The sequence below is a fragment of the Streptomyces sp. NPDC002181 genome (genome assembly GCF_042890485.1).
Lineage (GTDB): Bacteria > Actinomycetota > Actinomycetes > Streptomycetales > Streptomycetaceae > Streptomyces.
The window spans coordinates 1-17,291 of the sequence record NZ_JBIASC010000023.1 but is presented as its reverse complement, the minus strand read 5'-3'; the positions used below and the strand labels follow the sequence as shown (position 1 = coordinate 17,291).

Annotated in this window: 15 protein-coding genes; 10 read left to right on the top strand and 5 right to left on the bottom strand. The window is 72.5% G+C overall.

Going from position 1 to position 17,291, the window contains the following annotated elements; all coding sequences use genetic code 11:
- The first annotated feature begins 182 nt into the window (after positions 1-182).
- Both ACFYXV_RS33575 and ACFYXV_RS33570 read left to right on the top strand, forming a co-directional pair.
- Positions 183-1,550: an MFS transporter gene (locus ACFYXV_RS33575; protein WP_389384984.1), complete on the top strand. Its 1,368-nt coding sequence runs from the start codon at positions 183-185 to the stop codon at positions 1,548-1,550.
- Between the two features lie 32 nt (positions 1,551-1,582).
- Positions 1,583-3,547 (top strand): helix-turn-helix domain-containing protein, encoded by a 1,965-nt coding sequence (locus tag ACFYXV_RS33570; protein ID WP_389384983.1) that lies wholly within the window; start codon positions 1,583-1,585, stop codon positions 3,545-3,547.
- On the opposite strand, the gene ACFYXV_RS33565 is transcribed toward ACFYXV_RS33570, so the two are convergent.
- Complete coding sequence (locus ACFYXV_RS33565) at positions 3,529-4,467, bottom strand: MBL fold metallo-hydrolase (RefSeq protein ID WP_389384982.1); 939 nt, start codon at positions 4,465-4,467, stop codon at positions 3,529-3,531. The two genes, ACFYXV_RS33570 and ACFYXV_RS33565, sit on opposite strands and share 19 nt — an antisense overlap.
- A gap of 101 nt (positions 4,468-4,568) precedes the next feature.
- Here ACFYXV_RS33565 and ACFYXV_RS33560 point away from each other — a divergent pair, with 101 nt between their 5' ends.
- On the top strand, positions 4,569-5,510 hold the full coding sequence (locus tag ACFYXV_RS33560) for an AraC family transcriptional regulator (RefSeq protein WP_389384981.1): 942 nt from the start codon (positions 4,569-4,571) through the stop codon (positions 5,508-5,510).
- 142 nt (positions 5,511-5,652) lie between these two features.
- On the opposite strand, the gene ACFYXV_RS33555 is transcribed toward ACFYXV_RS33560, so the two are convergent.
- Positions 5,653-6,333, bottom strand: a complete 681-nt coding sequence (locus ACFYXV_RS33555; protein ID WP_385473796.1) for a DUF4360 domain-containing protein — start codon at positions 6,331-6,333, stop codon at positions 5,653-5,655.
- Between the two features lie 217 nt (positions 6,334-6,550).
- Here ACFYXV_RS33555 and ACFYXV_RS33550 point away from each other — a divergent pair, with 217 nt between their 5' ends.
- Positions 6,551-8,494, top strand: a complete 1,944-nt coding sequence (locus ACFYXV_RS33550; protein WP_389384980.1) for a galactose oxidase-like domain-containing protein — start codon at positions 6,551-6,553, stop codon at positions 8,492-8,494.
- 79 nt (positions 8,495-8,573) lie between these two features.
- On the opposite strand, the gene ACFYXV_RS33545 is transcribed toward ACFYXV_RS33550, so the two are convergent.
- Positions 8,574-9,122, bottom strand: coding sequence for a MarR family winged helix-turn-helix transcriptional regulator (locus ACFYXV_RS33545; protein WP_383357521.1), 549 nt, complete (start codon positions 9,120-9,122; stop codon positions 8,574-8,576).
- Between the two features lie 39 nt (positions 9,123-9,161).
- On the opposite strand from ACFYXV_RS33545, the gene ACFYXV_RS33540 reads away from it, so the two are divergent.
- From ACFYXV_RS33540 to ACFYXV_RS33520, 5 genes are all read left to right on the top strand, one after another.
- Positions 9,162-10,079, top strand: coding sequence for an EamA family transporter (locus ACFYXV_RS33540; RefSeq protein ID WP_389384979.1), 918 nt, complete (start codon positions 9,162-9,164; stop codon positions 10,077-10,079).
- A gap of 233 nt (positions 10,080-10,312) precedes the next feature.
- A complete protein-coding gene (locus tag ACFYXV_RS33535; protein WP_389384978.1) occupies positions 10,313-12,394 on the top strand; it encodes an RICIN domain-containing protein in 2,082 nt (693 codons plus the stop codon).
- Positions 12,395-12,532: 138 nt separating this feature from the next.
- Positions 12,533-13,171 carry a hypothetical protein gene (locus ACFYXV_RS33530; protein WP_389384977.1) on the top strand — a complete coding sequence of 213 codons (639 nt, stop codon included), beginning with the start codon at positions 12,533-12,535 and terminating at the stop codon, positions 13,169-13,171.
- A 159-nt stretch (positions 13,172-13,330) separates the two neighbouring features.
- A complete protein-coding gene (locus ACFYXV_RS33525) occupies positions 13,331-14,215 on the top strand; it encodes a pirin family protein (RefSeq protein WP_389384976.1) in 885 nt (294 codons plus the stop codon).
- A gap of 89 nt (positions 14,216-14,304) precedes the next feature.
- On the top strand, positions 14,305-14,664 hold the full coding sequence (locus ACFYXV_RS33520) for a DUF6204 family protein (RefSeq protein WP_385475592.1): 360 nt from the start codon (positions 14,305-14,307) through the stop codon (positions 14,662-14,664).
- Positions 14,665-14,671: 7 nt separating this feature from the next.
- Here the strand turns inward: ACFYXV_RS33520 and ACFYXV_RS33515 are convergent, their stop codons facing one another.
- Both ACFYXV_RS33515 and ACFYXV_RS33510 read right to left on the bottom strand, forming a co-directional pair.
- Positions 14,672-14,962 (bottom strand): hypothetical protein, encoded by a 291-nt coding sequence (locus tag ACFYXV_RS33515; RefSeq protein WP_385475590.1) that lies wholly within the window; start codon positions 14,960-14,962, stop codon positions 14,672-14,674.
- 133 nt (positions 14,963-15,095) lie between these two features.
- Positions 15,096-16,604 carry an MFS transporter gene (locus tag ACFYXV_RS33510; RefSeq protein ID WP_385475588.1) on the bottom strand — a complete coding sequence of 503 codons (1,509 nt, stop codon included), beginning with the start codon at positions 16,602-16,604 and terminating at the stop codon, positions 15,096-15,098.
- 136 nt (positions 16,605-16,740) lie between these two features.
- Between ACFYXV_RS33510 and ACFYXV_RS33505 the strand changes: the two genes are divergently transcribed.
- On the top strand, positions 16,741-17,184 hold the full coding sequence (locus ACFYXV_RS33505; protein ID WP_383357328.1) for a MarR family winged helix-turn-helix transcriptional regulator: 444 nt from the start codon (positions 16,741-16,743) through the stop codon (positions 17,182-17,184).
- Positions 17,185-17,291: the final 107 nt, after the last annotated feature.

The following is a 17,291-nucleotide window of genomic DNA, read 5'->3' as shown; positions in this document are numbered from 1 at the left end:
TACCCACACCGCCGAAAGATCACCCGGCCGGGCACTCACAAGGGACCGGTCCGGGCCATGTGGTGGTGCGGCACACTCACGTGGCGTTGATTGTGATGACCAGCCACATATACCGCTGACCTGCGGACTTCTACGTTGTGGCCACACCCGACGTCCCCTCGGACCTTCTGGAAGTGGTTCACATGGTCTCCACCGCAACGACTGCCCCGACTCCGTCCGGCATCAGACGGATCGTCGCCGCGAGTCTGATCGGGACCACCATCGAGTGGTACGACTTCTTCCTCTACGGCACCGCCGCCGCACTGGTGTTCAACAAGCTGTTCTTCCCGACCGGTGACCCGCTCACCGGGACGCTGATCGCGTTCATCACCTACGCCATCGGGTTCCTTGCGCGGCCGCTCGGCGGGGTGGTGTTCGGGCACTTCGGGGACAAGGTCGGGCGCAAGAAGCTCCTGGTGCTCAGCCTGCTCATGATGGGCGGGGCCACCTTCGCCATGGGGCTGCTGCCCACGTACGCGAGCATCGGCGTCGGGGCTCCCGTCCTGCTCACCGTCCTGCGGCTGGTGCAGGGCTTCGCGCTCGGCGGGGAGTGGGGCGGGGCCGTGCTGATCGTCTCCGAGCACGGCGGGGCCGAGCACCGGGGGTTCTGGGCGTCCTGGCCGCAGTCCGGTGCTCCGGGCGGCAACCTGCTGGCCACCGGGGTACTCGCCCTGCTCGCCGGGGTGCAGTCCGACGCGACCTTCCTGGCCTGGGGCTGGCGCGTGCCCTTCCTCCTCTCCGGTGTCCTGGTGATCGTCGGACTGTGGATCCGGCTGTCCGTGTCCGAGTCCCCCGTGTTCCTCGCCGCGCAGGCCGCCCGACAGGGGCGCGAGGAGGACGCGCCCGTCGTCCGGGTGTTCCGCCGCAGCTGGCGTCAGGTGCTCACCGCGATCGGCACCCGCTTCGGCGAGAACATCTCCTACTACGTGCTGACCTCCTTCCTCCTCGTGTACGTCACCGTGCACCTGGGGCTGGCCAAGAGCACGGCGCTGAACGCCGTCCTCATCGGCTCGGCCGTCCACTTCGTCACCATCCCGGCCTGGGGCGCGCTCTCGGACCGGCTGGGGCGGCGGCCGGTGACGCTGATCGGGGCGGCCGGCATGGCCCTGTGGGCGTTCGCGTTCTTCGCCCTGGTCGACTCGAAGTCCTTCACCGTCATCACCGTCGCCGTCACCACCGGACTGCTCCTGCACGGCGCCATGTACGGGCCCCAAGCCGCCTTCATCTCCGAGATGTTCGACACCGACGTCCGCTACTCCGGCGCCTCGATGGGCTCGCAGCTGGCCTCCATCGTCGCCGGAGCGCTCGCTCCGCTCATCGCCGTCGAGCTCCTCAAGGACTACGGCTCCTCCGTCCCCGTCTCCCTCTACCTCTGTGCGGCCGCCGTGGTGACCACCCTCACCGTCGCGTTCGCCCGGGAGACCCGCGGCAGGGACCTCACCCGGGCCGGAGCCGAGCCGCCCTCCGGCCGGCGGGCGGCTCCGCTTCCGGCCGTCGACCACCCCGCCTGATCCCGGCCCTGCGGCCACGGGAGAATGCCGCCATGACCTCCCCGCGGGAAGCCCCCCTGCTCGAACTGCTCGAACTGCTGCGCCGCGGCGCTCCGGTCGAGCAGTTCGGCCGGCCCGCCGCCGACGCCCGCTCCGCCGGGGCGCGCCCCGCCGAGCAGGCCCTCGTGGAGGAGGCCACGCGAGTCGCGCTGGACATCCGCCGTACGCTCGACCAGCACCGGCGGCGCGAGGCCGAGCTCACCGCCCTCTTCGACACGGCCGGCGACCTCGCCGCCCTGCGCGAACTCGACGCGGTGCTGCGGGCCATCGTCCACCGGGCCCGCATGCTGCTCGGCACCGACGTCGCCTACCTGACCCTCAACGACCCCGCCGCCGGCGACACGTTCATGCGCGTCACCGACGGCTCGGTGTCGGCCGCCTTCCAGCAGCTGCGGCTCGGCATGGGCGAAGGGCTCGGCGGGCTGGTCGCCCAGACCGCCCGCCCGTACGCCAGCGCCGACTACCGCGCCGACGACCGCTTCCGGCATACGGACACCATCGACAACGGGGTGCGCGAGGAGGGCCTGCGCGGCATCCTCGGCGTCCCGATGCGCGTCGGGACCCGCGTGATCGGGGTGCTGTACGCCGCCGACCGGGCGGTGCGCGCCTTCGCGCCCGACGCGGTCGCGCTGCTGTCCTCCCTCGCCGACCACGCCGCCGTCGCCATCGACAGCGCGCGGCTGCTCGAAGAGACCCGTACCGCCCTCATGGAACTGGAGGTCGCCACCGAGACCGCCCGCGCCCGGAGCGAGGCGACACGGCTCGCCGCCGAGACCCACGACCGGCTCACCCGCCTCGTCCTGCGCGGCGGTGACGTGGCCGACGTCGCCCGTGAGGTCGCCGCCCTGCTGGGCGGCAGCCTGGCCGTGCACGACGCGGACGGCGCCGAGCTCGCGCGGGTCGGTGCGGATCCGGCCGGCCCTTCGGCGGGTCCGCCGGCCCACGCCCTCGCGGCCTCGCGCTCCGGCGGCCGGGCCGTCGCCGTGGACGGCGCATGGGTCTGCGCGGTCCTCGCCGGGCCGGAGCTCCTGGGCAGCATCACCCTCGGCGGGCGCGGCGAGGACCTTCCCGACACGGAGCGGCGGCTGTTCGAGCGGGCCGGCCTGGTCACGGCGCTGCTGCTCCTGCTGCGGCGGTCCATCGCCCATGCCGAGGACCGGGTCCGCGGCGAACTGCTCGGCGACCTGCTGGCTCCCGCGGCCCCCGGACGCGTCCGCGACACCGGAAGCCGGGCGATCCGGGCCCGCAAGCTCGGGGTCGACCTGGCCCGCCCGCACTCCCTGGTGGTGCTGGACTGCGACCCCGCGCTGCGCTCCCGGCTGGCGGCGGAGGCGGCCCGCCACGCGCGCGCCCGCGACGGGCTGGCCGGGGTGCACGAGGGCCGCGTCGTACTCCTCGCCCCCACGGGCGACCCGGGCCCGCTCGCCCGCTCGCTCGCGGCCGAGCTCGGCCAGGCCCTGGGCGCCCCGGTGACCGCGGGCTCCGCCGGGCCGGCCGCCGGTCCGGAGGGCCTGCCGGGCGTGTACGCCGAGGCGCTGCGCTGCCTGGAGGCCCTGCACGCCCTCGGCCACACCGGAGGCGGGGCCGGTCTGCCCGACCTCGGGTTCCTCGGGGTGCTCCTCGGTGACGGGGCGGACGTGGGCGCGTACGTGGACCGGGTGCTGGGGCCGGTCGTCGCCTACGACGCGCAGCGCGGGACGGAACTGGTCCGCACCCTGGAGGCGTACTTCGCGCACGGATCCAGCCTGGCCCGCACCAAGGACGCCCTCCACGTGCACGTCAACACGGTGGTGCAGCGCCTCGACCGGGTCCGGCAGATCCTGGGCGAGGACTGGAACACCCCGGGCGGGGCGCTGGAGATCCAACTCGCCCTGCGGATCCTGCGGGTGGCGGCGGCCGGGCCACAGGGCGCCTGCGTGCCGCCCTCGCCCGCGCCCCGCTATCCGACTTCGCGGTGAGTGGCCCACGCCCCGAGGCTGAAGCCCTGCCCCTGGCGGCGTACTTCGACCGCTCCCGTCCCGCCGAAGTGGGCGGGTACGAGCAACTCGTTCCGGTCGGCGGCACGTTCGAGGACGCGGTGGCGGCTGGCGGCGGCCTGCGCCGGGTCCATGCAGAAACAGCTGTTGCAGGCGGGGTGCAGGATCTGCACGGGGCTGTGCAGCAGGTCGCCGACGAAGACGGCCCGGTCGGCGCCGGAGGAGAGCCGCACCACGGAGGATCCGGGGGTGTGCCCCGGCGCCGACTCCAGGGTGAGGTGCTCGTCGATGCGGTGGGTGCCCTCCCAGAGCACCACCTGCCCGGCGCGGTGGACGGGCGCGATGCTGTCCTCGTAGATCAGCCGGTCGTCCTCCCGTACGCCGCCGCCGTACGCGTTGTCCGGCCCGAAGTGGTGGTCGTCGGCGGCCGGGACGAGGTACTGGGCGTTCGGGAAGGCGGGCGCCCAACCCCCCTCCACCGCCACGGTGTTCCAGCCGACGTGGTCACCGTGGACATGGGTGTTGACGACGATGTCCACGTCCTGCGGCCTGACTCCGGCCGCCCGCTCCAGCTCCCCGAGGAAATTGCCCTCCCGGTGGTGGAAGAGCGGAGAGCCGGGCCGCTCCCGCCCGTTGCCCACGCCCGTGTCCACGAGGATCACCTTCCCGGCGCTGCGCAGGACCCAGGTCTGGAGGGCGAGGACCGCCCGGTCGCCTCCGACCTCCCAGTGGTCCGGTGACAGCCGGTCCTCGTTCTCCTTCCACACCTCGGCCCCGACCTCGGGCACGAGGGTGCGCGTGGGTCCGAGCGGCCCCTGCCATTCGACGACCCGGGTGATCTCGACATCGCCCAGCACGATGCTCTGCCTGCTGCGGCCGTTATCACTGCTCTCGGTGTTCATGACGCCGAGTCTACGAAGGGCAGTTGAGGCTCTCAATGCCCGTCCGGCTCATACGGATACGCAGCCGTCTCATCCGGGGTGTCTGTGGGTACTCTGGCCCCATGGATGTGGTGAGCGACGCCATCGCGACCGTACGGATCGGACAGCCCTCCTCCCACCGGATCCGGGTGGGCGGGAGTTGGTGCACGCGCTTCGCGCCGTACGAGGGAGCCGGCTTCCACGTGGTGCTGGAAGGCGGCTGTTGGCTGCTGCCCGACGGCGGCGGCGCGCCGGTTTCCCTCGGCCCCGGCGACGCGGTGTTGCTGCCGCACGGTACGGGGCACGTGATCGCCGACTCCCCCGCAGACGCGGCGACCGTGGCGCGGGCCGTGCCGTTCGAGCCGGCGCCCGGGGGAACGGCGCCGGTCCGCGCCGGGGATTCCTCCGGCGGCGCGGTGGAGATGCTGTGCGGGAAGTACCGGCTCGACCGCAGTCGCGTCCACCCGCTGCTGCGGGAGCTGCCGAAGGTGGTGCACCTGCCGAACCGGGTCGGCTCCCACCCCGAACTACGGGCGGCGATCTCGCTCTTGGGCGGCGAGCTGGGAGCGCAGCGGCCGGGGGCGTGCATGGCGGTGCCGAGCCTGCTCGATCTCCTGCTCGTCTACATGATCCGCTCCTGGATGGCCGAGGGGGCGGGCGGGGCCTGGCCGGCCGTGCTGGGCGATCCCGTCGCCTCCGCCGCCCTGCGGGCCTTGCACTCGGATCCGTCCGCGCCCTGGACGAACGAGCGTCTCGCCGCCGAGGCGGGCGTCTCCCGGCCCACGCTGGCGCGCCGGTTCACCGCGCTGGTCGGCCGCCCGCCGATGGCGTACCTGACGTGGTGGCGGCTGACGTACGCGGCCGCCCTGCTCCGGGACACCCCGGACCCGCTGGCCTCGATCGCGCGCCGGGTCGGCTACGGCACGCCGTACGCCTTTTCGCACGCCTTCAACAGGGAGTTCGGGACGACGCCGGGCCGCTACCGGGCGGGGCGGCCAAAGCTTCCTGAGCCCGAAGCCCGGTGAGACCAAAGCCCGCTGGGGCCGAGGCCCGGCAGGGCGAACGCCGCGTGGACGGAAGGCCCCGCACGACGCCGGGGCGCGCCCGCGAGCGGCGGGGCGGGTCGTCGCCACCGCCGCCCGGGGCGTTCGGGGACCGGCCGCCGGCTCAGCGGCGGACGGGGCACTGCTTCCAGGAGAAGTGGTACACGGAGTTGATGCTGCCGTCCGTGGAGTCGACGGTCATGTAGCTCGTCTTGTTCTTGTCGGAGGTCCCGACCTCCGCGCGCAGCTCGGTGTTGATGTTGAAGTTGCGCTGTTCGCCGCAGGGGGCGAAGACGAGGGCCTCGATGCCGGTGGTGTCGGTCACCTGCCAGTTGTCGGCGAGCGCGCCATGGAACTGGTGGGTCCGGTTGGCGGTCTGGCTCATGCCCTGGAAGTAGTAGCTGGCCTTCTGGGTGCCGACCGCGCCGGGCTGCAGGTCCGCGAAGCCCCGGTAGTCCACGTGGGACACCGCGTACGTGTAGCCCTGCGGGACGTGCACGAGGAGGGAGAGCAGGCAGTTCTTGCGGCCTTCGGTGGCGCTGACCCCGCCGCCGGCCGAGGCCAGGTACTCGCTGTAGGTGACGGTGAAGGCCGAGTTGTCCGGGGCGACGGCCACGGCGGCGCTGCCGGGGCGGCAGCCCGAGCCGTTGACGGAGGCGACGTCGACGGTCACCCGGCCCGGGGGCGCCGCGGCGGTGGTGGCGGTGGCCCCGGCCGACGGGGAGAGCGTGACGAGACATCCGGTCACGGCCGCTGCGGCCAGTGCGGCGCGAGCCTTGCGGGTGGTGCGAAGTGGCTTGATCACGTGGCCATGGATAGCCGCCTCGGGCGGGCGTACGTCCGCTGCGGGTACGCCGTCTCACCCGGTCGGGCGGGCCGGTTCACCGGAGAAACGATTCAGCGCACCCACTCCGGCGGCCGAATGGCCCATGTCACCCGTCACCGCCCGCCCCGCCCGCGTCATACCGCACCAAAAGTCCCATATTTCATATGATGGGCATCCCGCTGACGGAGGAGAGCCCATGCCCGGCCTGCCCGGCCCGCCCCGCCTGTCCAGCCCGCTTCGCCTGTCCGGTCCGCCCGGGCCGCCCCGTCCGCTCGTACGCCGGTCCGCCGCGCTGCTGTCCGCATGCCTGACCGCCGCTGCCGCCCTCGTGTGCCTCACCGGGGCCGCCTCACCCGTCTTCGCGGCGGCCGCCCCCGCACACGAATCCCCGCCCGGGCACCACCACACCGACGACAGCGCGTTCGCGGCCGAGGCCGACCCCGCCGAGGCCGCCGTCATCGGCGAAGAGCACGCCCGGGAGCACGCCCAGCGACGGAGCGCGGTCAAAGGGCCCAAGGAATACCCGCAGTCGAAGCGCACGGACAGCCTCGCCGCCCTCAAGGCCTCGCAGCAGAAGACCAACGCCCCTTTCGACGCCTCCCGGTTCGGCCGGTTCACGGAGTACTTCCCCTCCCCCGACTTCGGTGTGCACACCGCGCTGCTGCCCACCGGCAAGGTGCTCCTCTTCTCCTTCGAACGCGTCGAGACCAACCCCACCAAGGAGACCGGGCCCACCGACCGGATCGGCCCGACGAACGCCGGCCGCGCATTCCTGTGGGACCCCGCCAAGGGCACCGGCGCCCGGGCGTTCAAGAAGGTGGAGCCCCCGACCGTCCTGATGCCCGACGGTACGTACGCCCCCCGCCCGGCCCCCTTCTTCTGCGCCGGGCACGCTTTCCTGCCCAACGGCATGGTCGGGGTCTTCGGCGGCAACACGGGCGGCAAGGGCGGCAGCGGAGCCAAACTTTCCTTCGTGTTCGACCCGTGGACCGAAACCTGGTTCCGCAACAAGGACATGGCCGTCGGCCGCTGGTACCCCTCCGTCGTGACGGGGGCGGACGGACGCCAGATCATCATGTCGGGCCAGTCCGAGCGCGGCACGGGCACGCCCACCCCGATCGTGGAGCGCTTCCCCGCACTGCGCCATCCCGTGCCCTGGCGGACGTACGACATCCCGGTCGGCCTCGCGGCGGAGCGGCTGCGCGCGGACGCCCCCTTCCGCAACGACTACCCGCACCTCTTCTCGCTGCGCGACGGCATGATCTACGGGCTGGGCCGCGACGCGGATCAGCAGTGGCTGTTCGACCCGGTCAAGGAGACGCGGGCCGATCTGCCCCGGCGGCCCGCCGATTTCAGGGGTTACGGTTCGGCCGTGCCGCTGCCCGCCGGGTTCCGCGGCCCGGACTCCGTGCTCGTACTCGGCGGCGATCCGCACGACCCGAACACCTACCGCCTGTCCGGCGGCAAGTGGACCACCGAGGAACCGCGCGCCTTCGGCCGTACCCAGGACGACACGCTGATCCTGCCGGACGGCACGCTGCTGACCGTCAACGGCGCTCTGGACACCCGGGATTACGGGCACGGACCGTTCAATCCCGAGGCCGACCTCTCGTACCGGCAGATCGAACTGCGCGACGCCCGGGGCCGCTGGAAGCTCGGACCGGCACAGCGCCTGCCGCGCGGCTACCACTCCAACGCCCTGGTGCTGCCGGACGGCCGGATGATGGTGACCGGCGACGAGCTCCAGCAGATCGCCAACGACCCGGACATCAAGGACGCGATGGACGGCAGCATCGAGCTCTACGAGCCCGCGTACCTGCACCGGGGCGGCAGCCGGCCCGCCCTGGACCGGGTTCCCGGGAACGAGTTGGGCTACGGCGCCGGGTTCGAGGTGGGCAGCTCCACGGCGGCCGCGGTCACCCGCGCCGTGCTCCTCGCGCCGACCACCGTCACCCACGCCGTCAGCACCAGCCAGCGCCACCTGGAACTCCCGATCACCGGCGTGCGCGGCTCCGCGATCGGGCTCCGGACCCCGCCGGGCGCGGCGGACGCCCCGCCCGGGTACTACATGCTGTTCCTGCTCGACGCGAAGGGGGTGCCGAGCGCCGCCAAGTGGGTCAAGCTCGGCGTCCGCCGTTAGAAGCAGCCGCCGTTAGAAGCAGCCGCCGGTGGAAGCGGCCGCCGTCGGAAGCGGCCGCCACCGGCGGACCCCTGGTGCGTCAGGGCGCGGGCGGGGGTTCGACCCGGGCCAGCCAGGCGGTGAGGAGCACCTCCAGCTCGGCGGCCTGCTGCGGGGTGAGGCCTTCGAGCAGGCCCCGCTCGTTCTCCATGTGCTCGGTGAACGCCCGGTCGATCAGCTCGCGCCCGGCCGGGGTGAGCGCGACCACGCGCCCCCGGCCGTCGGCGGCCGAGCGGCGGCGCGCGACGAGGCCGTCCCGTTCGAGCCGGTCGATGCGCTTGGTCATCGCGCCCGTCGTGACCATGGTGTGCACCGCCAGCTCGCCGGGGGCCCTCTCGTACGGGGCTCCCGCGCGGCGCAGGGCAGCCAGTACGTCGAACTCCCCCTCGCTCAGGCCGTAGCGGCGGTAGACGAGGCAGAGCCGGTCCGTCAGGAGCAGCCCGAGCCGGTGCAGCCGCCCGATCACTCCCTGCGGGGACACGTCGACGTCCGGGCGCTCGCGCGCCCACTCGGCCTGGATGCGGGCGACATGGTCGGCGGGTGCCGCCGCGCGTGCCCCCGCCTGCGTTTCGTACGGTTCGCGCTTCACCCGACCAGCATACCTTCCATGGAAGGTATTATAGCTTCCATGGAAGCCAATCTCCGATGGTCGCTGGTCACCGCGACGGCGCCGATCGCCTGGGGCACGAACTACTACGTCACCCGCGAGTTCCTGCCCGCCGGCCACCCCCTCTACGGCGCGGCACTGCGGGCGCTGCCCGCCGGCCTGCTGCTCCTGGCCGTCTGCCGGAAGCGGCCCAGCGGATCCTGGTGGTGGAAGTCCCTCGTGCTCGGCTTCCTCAACATGAGCGCGTTCTTCGCCCTGATCTACGTCGCCGCGCAGCGCCTGCCGACCAGCGCGGCCTCGACCGTCATGGCGACCGCCCCGCTGGTGATGATGCTGTTCGCCTGGGCACTGATCGCCGAGCGGCCGGGGTCGCGGCAGCTGGCCGGGGCGGCCCTCGGCCTGGCAGGGGTGTCGCTGACGCTGCTCACGGGAGCCGTACCGGTGGACGCGGTCGGAGTGGCGGCCTCCGTGACCGCGATGGCGATGTCCTCGTTCGGCTACGTCCTGGCCAAACGGTGGAGCGCGGAGGTGGACGTCCTCGCGTCGACGGCGTGGCAGTTGCTGGGCGGCGGGCTCCTGCTGCTGCCGTTCGCGGTGGCCGCGGAGGGACCGCCGCCGGCGCTCGACCTTCCCGAACTGCTCGGATTCGCCTACGTCGCGGTCGTCGCGACGGCGGTGTCCTTCGCGGCGTGGTTCACGGGGCTCCGGCGGCTGCCGGCCGCGACGGTCGGCCTGCTCGGACTGCTGAACCCGGTCACGGGCGTGCTGCTGGGTACGGCGATCGCCGGAGAAGCGCTCACCCTTCGACAGATCTGCGGACTCCTGCTGACCCTGACGGGCATCCTGCTCGGGCGGAAGGGAGGATTCCTCACAGCTCGTAACGGCAGGAATTCGGCACGTAGCGATAACATAAATTCCGGACTGAATTGCCGTCAATAAGGGTTTGGTACATATCTCGATTAGATAACGAGATCCTTAAAATGGCCTGGACCAATAGCGCCCTACGCGCGTAACTGGCCTTATTTTGAAGCAAATTGACGGTTCATCAAATCAAGCCAGCAGGTAACGGTCTGATATCTCGGACCCCATTCCCGTTTGTCCGAATTCTCCACCGCGCCCGTCTGGCAGGCTTCCGCGCACCCACTCCTCCCGACCAAGGATTTGAGGTGCGCATGACTAGACATCGCAGGAAGCCGCGCGAACACCGGCGCAAGCCCCGCCGGTTGATACTCTTCACCGCCGCCATGGCCACGGCGGCGGTGATGGCGGGCGGCATCGCCTACTCGGGGCTCGGCGACGACGCCCAGGCAGGGACGCCCGTACTGGCCGAGGCGGCCGCGGACTCCCTCACACCGGCCTCCGCACCGGCCCGTGACGCGGAGCCGGCACCCCTCGTGGGCGAGCCCGCCGGCGAGACCGCCAAGGGCATGGTCTTCGACGGCCTCAAGGCCGCTCCGAAGGGCGACCGTTGCGTCGGCGTCTACCGCACGGAGGCCGGGCTCTGCACGCACGGCCCCGACGCCCCGCCCAAGGACGTGAACATCAAGGCCGACGTGGCCCCCGTCGTCAAGACGAAGGCCCCGGCCGCCGACCCGGCGAAGCCCGATTCCGGCGACGCCGCCGCGGCCGAGGGCAGCGGGCGTCCTCAGGACGCGCCCGCCGCCGACGCCGGCTCCGCCAAGTCCGCCCCCGCCGCGGCGCCCTCGCCCGCGGCGGCCGGCGGAAGCAGCCAGGCCGTCGCGGCCGGTCCCGCCGGCCAGACCGTCCAGTGCGACGGCGACGGCAGCACCGGCAACCGCGTCCAGGTCGTGTACGTCCACGGCTCCGACCGCGACCGCTACTCCGAGTACCTCGCCTCGTTCCGCAAGTGGGCGGCCGACGCCGACCTCATCTACTCGACGAGTGCCCAGGAGACCGGCGGCATCCGCCACATCCGCTTCGTCACGGCCGCGGACTGCACGCCGACGGTGCTCAACATCGAGCTCCCGGCCTCCGCGCTCTCCGAGTTCAGCGCGACCAACAACGCGCTCGCCGGCAAGGGCCTCGACCGCCGCGACCGCAAGTACATGATCTTCGCGGACACCCAGGTCTACTGCGGCATCGGCACCTTCGCGGGCGACGAGCGCCCCGGCCAGGACAACCAGAGCAACTTCGGCCCCTCGTACGGCCGTACGGACTCCGGCTGCTGGGGCGGCCACACCGCGGCGCACGAGCTCGGCCACAACCTCGGCGCGGTCAACAACAGCGCACCCAACACCAGCCGCGGCGCCCACTGCACGGACGAGTGGGACGTCATGTGCTACTCGGACACCCCGTACTACCCGCAGATGCGCAACGTGTGCACCAACCAGGCCGCCGAGAACATCCTGGACTGCAACCACGACGACTACTTCCACACCAACCCCAAGGCGGGCAGCTACCTCGCCACGCACTGGAACATCGCGAACAACCAGTTCCTGATGAAGGCCAACGGCGGCGGCGGTGGCACCAACCCCGACCCGAACCCGAAGCCCACGCCGAGCCCCACGAAGAAGCCGACCCCGACGCCGACCAAGAAGCCCACGGGCGGCCCGAAGGCGACGGCGGCCCAGATCCAGTCGAACTCCGTCGTGGTGAGCTGGCCGAAGGTCGACGGGGCCGCGTGGTACCAGGTCCTGCTGAACGGCAAGCACCTGACCTGGGTCCAGTCGCAGGCCCTGCGCATCTACAACCTCAAGCCCGGTACGGAGTACAAGGTCGCCGTCTCGGTCCGCGACGCCTCCGGCCGTGACAGCGGAGCCGGCCCGACCACGGCCTTCCGTACGACGGGTGCGGGCGGCGGCACCACCACCCCCGGTACCCGCTACACGCTCGGCAACGGCAGCACCGGCATGAACGCCGAGCTGTGGGGCGGGCGCAGTGCCGACGGCACGGTCCTCGTCGGCAGCCGCGCCAACGGCTACGCCCAGCAGCAGTGGCTCTTCGAGGACGCGGGCAGCGGGCTCGTCCGCATCAAGTCCGCCGTCTCCGGCAAGTGCCTGCAGGCGGGCGGCGCTCCGGCCGCCGGCATGTGGATCGCGCAGCAGCCCTGCGGCGGCAACTCCGCGCAGCAGTGGAAGCTGGCCTCCCGCGGCGGCGGCGTGACCGTCACCGACGCGAGCGGCGGCTACGCCCTGACCGTCAGCGGCCGCCCGTACTACGGCGCCTGGCTGCTCGACCTCCAGCGCACGGACGGCCGCGCGTCCCAGGTGTGGACGGTCCAGAAGGCCGGCTGACCTTCCGGATCCGATCCCGCCCGCCGCCGGTGGACGGCCGCCCCCACGCGGCCGTCCACCGGCCCCCTCATCTCCCGCACAGCGGCTCATCCCCGCAGCGCAGCACCTCGCATCCCACCGCACCAGGAGCACCCAACGATGCGTACACGTCCCGCTTTCCCGGTCCGCAGCGGACTCGGCTTCCTGTTCCTGTTCCTCGCCCAGGCCCTGGCCGTGGCCCTTCCCATCGAAGCCCAAGCCCACGGCGACACCGTCAAGGTCGTGATCAGCGGGCAGCGGGAAGGCCATGTCACCACCGAGATCACCTGGGAGAACGACGGGGACGCCATCGACGAGGCGGTCGCCGCGACGGTGAACTCGGTCAGCCCCGACGGCTCCCGCACGATGGGTCCCTGGCGGCTGGTGCGCGACCCCGGGTCGCGTACCGGCTGGAGCACCGCCGAGGTGCTGCCGCCCGGCACGTGGAAGGTGAGCGTCGACGTGGGTTTCCCGTCGCTCGGGCACGGCGAGAAGGAGATCGCCGTCCCGGTGGTCGACCCGGCGCCCTCCGCGGCCACGCCGAGCGCGGCCGCCCCGTCCGGCTCCGCATCGCCCGCCCCGTCCGGCGCTTCGGCTCCTCCCGCGCCCTCCGGGTCGGCTGCCCCGGCCCCTGCCGGTGAGAGCGACGAGGGCACGGACCGTACCGTCTGGTGGACCACGGCGGGTGTGGCCGTGATCGCCCTGGCCGGGGCCGCAGGTGGCGTACTGCTGCGCCGCGCCCGGGCCCGCAGGCGCTGACGCCGCAGCCCGGACGGAAGCCGAAGCCCGGCCTGGGCCCGAGGCCGGGCCCGGGTCCGGCCTCGGGCCCGGGCCGCGGTGGCTGGAGCCGGCGGTGCGACCTGACAGCCGAACGGGTCCGCGTTGACAGTGGAATCGGCCGTGCCGTTCATTCGGCGCATGCACCTCACCACCACCGCCGCCGTACGCTCCACCCTCCGCGTCGTCCGCCCCTTCCACACCTTCGAGGGCGAGGGCTTCCCGGTCCGCCGGCCCTTCCCGCAGCCGGGGCTGCCCATGGTCGACCCGTTCCTGATGGTCGACCAGGTCGGCCCGCACGTACTCGGCCCGGGCGAGGCCAAGGGCACGCCGCCGCACCCGCACCGCGGGTTCGAGACCATCCAGTACGTCATCGAAGGCGCCATGGAGGACGTCGACTCGGCGGGGCACGAGCGGGTCGTGCGCCCCGGCGAGGTGCAGTGGCTCACGGCCGGGTCGGGGCTGGTCCACCTCGCGCGCCCCGCCCCCGGACCGCTGGCCGGCGGCGGCCCGCAGCACCTGCTCCAGATCTGGGTGAACCTGCCGGCCCGGCTCAAGTCGACGCCGCCCCGCGTCCAGTACGGCCGCGCCCCCGGCGGCATCCCGCGGGTGGTCACCGAGGACGGCGGGGCCGAGCTCACCGTGATCGCCGGCAGCACCCACGGGGTGCGGGGACCCTTCGAGACCCACACCCCGGTGCTCGTCGTACACGCCCGCCTCACGGCCGGCGGACGCGCCGGGTTCACCGTCCCGACCGGTCACAGCGCCCTGCTGTACGTGCTGTCCGGGACGGCCGCCACCCCCGATGCCCGGCTCCCCGACGGCCACCTGGCCATCCTCGGCCGGGACGCGGAGCGGTTCACGGTCGAGGCACCGGGGGCGGCGGCCGAGGTGCTGGTCCTGGCCGGCGAGCCGCTCGGGGAGCCCGTGGCCCGCACCGGCCCCTTCGTCATGAACACCGCCGCCGAGATCCGGCAGGCCCAGACGGACTACCAGCAGGGCCTGATGGGGCACATCGACGTCTGAGACGGCCGGCGCGCCGGCGCTGCCGCCCGGCGGGCCACCTGCGGAAAATCCCGGTGCGCCGGGCCCTCCCGGCTGCCTACCCTGCCGGAATGAGTACTCGCACCTTCCGGATCACCATCCGCGGCTCTTTCGACGGTCTCAGCGCCGAGCAGCGTGCGGAGCTGCTGGCCGCGGCGCCGGAGCACGACATCATGCACTCGGCCTACACCCCCGAGGGCCACCTCTCGTACGACATCGCCGTCGGCCCGTTCTTCACGTTCCGCTTCCTCGACTCGGGGGAGGCCGAGGAGGACGTCCTCGACGCGACGGCCCGCGCCGAGCTCGCCGCCGAGGGGTGGCTCACCGAGCGCGGCTACGGTTTCAAGCGCCTGACCTCCCGCGCACAGGATCTCTCGCTCGCCCCGCTGAGCAAGCGCCAGCGCCAGGCGGCCGCGCGCGGCGAAGCCTGAGCCGGGATCAGTCCTTGATCCCGGGGAAGCCGTAGTTGTGGACGGGGAACACCTCGGGGCGGCCGCCCGTGCTCTGCCAGCCCTGGGCTTCCACGACGGGCATCAGCTTCTCCGCGAAGACGTTCGCGTGCAGCTCGCTCTCCCACATGTCGTAGATGTCCAGGCCCTCGGGGCTCACGACGCAGACGTGCGAGAGGCAGCCGTCGAACATCCCGGGGATCGACAGGAGCTCCGCGTGGAGGGCGTCGTACTGGTCCGCGGTGATGCCCGGGACGATGGCGTGCATCAGGATCGCCATGGCAGGTCACTCCTCGCGTCCGGGGCCAGGCCCGCCCCCGCCGCCCGGTGGCGGTCCCTGTCCACGGGGACAGGACAGCACGCAAACGAGGGGACGGCATCCGCGAACGGTGCCGTCCCCTCGAAGGGCCAGGTCAGACGGTCTGCGCCGGCTCCGGCTCCGCCACCTTGGCGGGGGCCTCGGCGGGCGTGGCCGACTCGGTGGTGCGCGGTCCGTGCGCTCCGCGCAGGCCGATCCAGCTGATCACCGCGACCAGGGCGAAGGCGACGGCCCCGATCCAGAAGGTGAGGGTGAACCCGGACTCGGCGGGCAGGGCCGGGACGCCGGCGGGCAGGTGCTCGATGGTCTTCGACGCCAGGATCGTGGTGACGATGGCGCTGCCGATCGCGCTGCCGGTGGAGCGGGAGATCGAGTTGATGCCGTTGGCGATGCCGCTCTGGTGGTGCGGGACGCTCGCCATGATGACGGCGGGCATGGCCGCGTAGCCGAAGCTGACGGCCGCGCCGACGATCAGGCCCGCGCCGATCACCGAGAAGCTGTGGCCGTGGTCGAGCGCGAGCCAGCCGAAGCCGACGGCGCCGAGGCCGGCGGCGAGGCCGAGGGCCACGCGCGGTCCGCGGTGGCGGACCAGCTGGCCGCCGATGGGCGAGGCGAGCAGGGAGACGATCGCGCCGGGCAGCAGGAACTGGACGGAGGCGCGCAGGATGGAGGCGTCGAAGCCGTAGCCGGTGAGCTTCTCCGGCATCTGGACGAGGTACGAGACGCCCAGGAAGTTCGCGAACATGCCGAAGCCGACGAGGATGCCGGCCAGGTTGGCCATGAGCACCGGGCGGTGGACGAACATCCGCATGTCCACGAGCGGCTCGCTGACCTTGAGCTCCGTGAAGACCCAGACGGCGGTCATGACGGCGGCGCCGGCGAAGCTGCCCAGCGTACGGCCGGAGGTCCAGCCCCACTCGTGGCCCTGCGAGATGGGCAGCAGGAGCAGCAGGAGGGTGATGCCGAGGGTCAGCGCGCCGAGGAAGTCGGTACGGCCGCCGGTCTTGTGCCGGGTCGCGGGGACCAGGAACGCGACGGCGAGCAGGGCGAGGGTCGCGAAGCCGGTCGCCATCCAGAAGGCGTTGCGGTAGTCGGCGTCGGAGCCGGAGGTGAGCAGGCCCGTGGCGACGAGCGCCAGGCCGCTGCCGAAGGCGAGGGTGCCGCTGACCAGGGCCATCGCGCCGGGGAGCTTCTGCGGGCGGACTTCCTCGCGCAGCACCGAGAGGGCGAGCGGGAAGATCGCGGTGGCGGCGCCCTGCAGCACGCGGCCCAGGATCAGCAGCGGGAGGGAGGTCGCGATGGCGGCGATGACGGAGCCGACGACCATGACGCCGAGGACCGCCACCAGCGTGGGCTTCTTGCCGTGCTGGTCGCCGAAGCGGCCGAGCAGGGGGGTGAAGACGGCGGCGGACAGCAGCGTGGCGGTGGTCACCCAGCTCACGTTGGCGGTCGAGGTACCGAGGTCGGTGCGGATGAGGCCCAGGATCGGGACCGGCAGGGTCTGCATCATCGACACGACCATGGCGGCAAGGCTCAGGGCGAAGACGATGATCGTCTCGTTCCTGTTCTTGGCCTCGGCGGGGGCGGGGGCGGCGGTGCTCATGCTGACAGGACCTTCTTAGTGCTTCAGATCGCAGATGTTTGATGTCATCAAGTAACTCCGTCGACGGTAGACGTCGATAGTTAAAGTGGTCAAGTAAAAGGTTGACAATGTCAACCACCCGAGTACGCTCGACGGCATGAGCGCCAGCACCCGACCCGCCCCCACCAAGCTCGAACTCCTTGAGCTGCTCGCCGCCATCGGAACCGCCCAATGGCGCGATTTCGCGGCCGCGGCGGCCCACTACGGCCTCACCTCCACCCAGGCCCGGGTCCTCGCCCAGCTCAACGGCCCGCTGCCGATGCGCGGCCTGGCCACCCTCCTGGTGTGTGACGCATCGAACGTCACCGGGATCGTGGACCGCCTGGAGGCCCGCGAGCTGGTGCGGCGCGAGGCCGACCCCTCCGACCGCCGCGTCAAGAACGTCGTGGCCACGGACGCCGGCCGCGAGATCATCCGCCGCGTGCGCGAGGAGATGCAGGCGACGCACGGCGCGCTGGACACCCTCGACGAGACCGAGAGCGCGACGCTCTACGCCCTGCTGGAGCGGCTGCGCCCGACGATGGAGAAGGACGCTCAGTAACCGCCCGGATCCACGTGTCGGCGTACACGTGAACGTCCCCAGCCTCGTACGGATGAAAGGGGACAGTTGCTGATGTGGTGAGATCTGCCGCTCGGCACTCTGCTGCT

Coding starts and splice junctions, on each gene's coding strand:
- ACFYXV_RS33575 (WP_389384984.1), top strand. CDS start 183: ATGGTCTCCACCGCAACGACTGCCCCGACTCCGTCCGGCATCAGACGG.
- ACFYXV_RS33570 (WP_389384983.1), top strand. CDS start 1,583: ATGACCTCCCCGCGGGAAGCCCCCCTGCTCGAACTGCTCGAACTGCTG.
- ACFYXV_RS33565 (WP_389384982.1), bottom strand. CDS start 4,467: ATGAACACCGAGAGCAGTGATAACGGCCGCAGCAGGCAGAGCATCGTG.
- ACFYXV_RS33560 (WP_389384981.1), top strand. CDS start 4,569: ATGGATGTGGTGAGCGACGCCATCGCGACCGTACGGATCGGACAGCCC.
- ACFYXV_RS33550 (WP_389384980.1), top strand. CDS start 6,551: ATGCCCGGCCTGCCCGGCCCGCCCCGCCTGTCCAGCCCGCTTCGCCTG.
- ACFYXV_RS33540 (WP_389384979.1), top strand. CDS start 9,162: ATGGAAGCCAATCTCCGATGGTCGCTGGTCACCGCGACGGCGCCGATC.
- ACFYXV_RS33535 (WP_389384978.1), top strand. CDS start 10,313: ATGACTAGACATCGCAGGAAGCCGCGCGAACACCGGCGCAAGCCCCGC.
- ACFYXV_RS33530 (WP_389384977.1), top strand. CDS start 12,533: ATGCGTACACGTCCCGCTTTCCCGGTCCGCAGCGGACTCGGCTTCCTG.
- ACFYXV_RS33525 (WP_389384976.1), top strand. CDS start 13,331: ATGCACCTCACCACCACCGCCGCCGTACGCTCCACCCTCCGCGTCGTC.
- ACFYXV_RS33520 (WP_385475592.1), top strand. CDS start 14,305: ATGAGTACTCGCACCTTCCGGATCACCATCCGCGGCTCTTTCGACGGT.
- ACFYXV_RS33515 (WP_385475590.1), bottom strand. CDS start 14,962: ATGGCGATCCTGATGCACGCCATCGTCCCGGGCATCACCGCGGACCAG.
- ACFYXV_RS33510 (WP_385475588.1), bottom strand. CDS start 16,604: ATGAGCACCGCCGCCCCCGCCCCCGCCGAGGCCAAGAACAGGAACGAG.
- ACFYXV_RS33505 (WP_383357328.1), top strand. CDS start 16,741: ATGAGCGCCAGCACCCGACCCGCCCCCACCAAGCTCGAACTCCTTGAG.